The 280-nt window shown below is 50.4% G+C and carries 1 pseudogene; it reads left to right on the top strand.

Going from position 1 to position 280, the window contains the following annotated elements:
• Window positions 1–221 (top strand): annotated as a pseudogene (locus FN960_RS23925) (MFS transporter); the annotation flags it as partial.
• Window positions 222–280: the final 59 nt, after the last annotated feature.

Here is a 280-nt window from a genome sequence, read left to right as displayed (position 1 = left end):
CAAAAGAGATCAGCGGTCTTTCCGGTGGCCTGTTCAACATGTTCGGTAACATTTCTGGCATCGTCACGCCAATCGCAATTGGTTATATCGTTGGCACGACTGGCTCCTTTAATGGGGCGCTGATTTATGTTGGTGTTCATGCCTTAATCGCGGTACTGAGCTACCTGGTGCTGGTGGGCGATATCAAGCGTATCGAGCTGAAACCTGTCGCGGGGCAATAAGATGACGACACAATCCAGTCCTGTTATTACTGATATGAAAGTCATTCCGGTCGCCGGGC

The organism is Alkalicoccobacillus porphyridii, from assembly GCF_007293315.1.
Lineage (GTDB): Bacteria > Bacillota > Bacilli > Bacillales > Bacillaceae_D > Alkalicoccobacillus > Alkalicoccobacillus porphyridii.
Note: the sequence above shows the minus strand (reverse complement) of the source record. Positions and strands in the feature narration are given on the sequence as shown.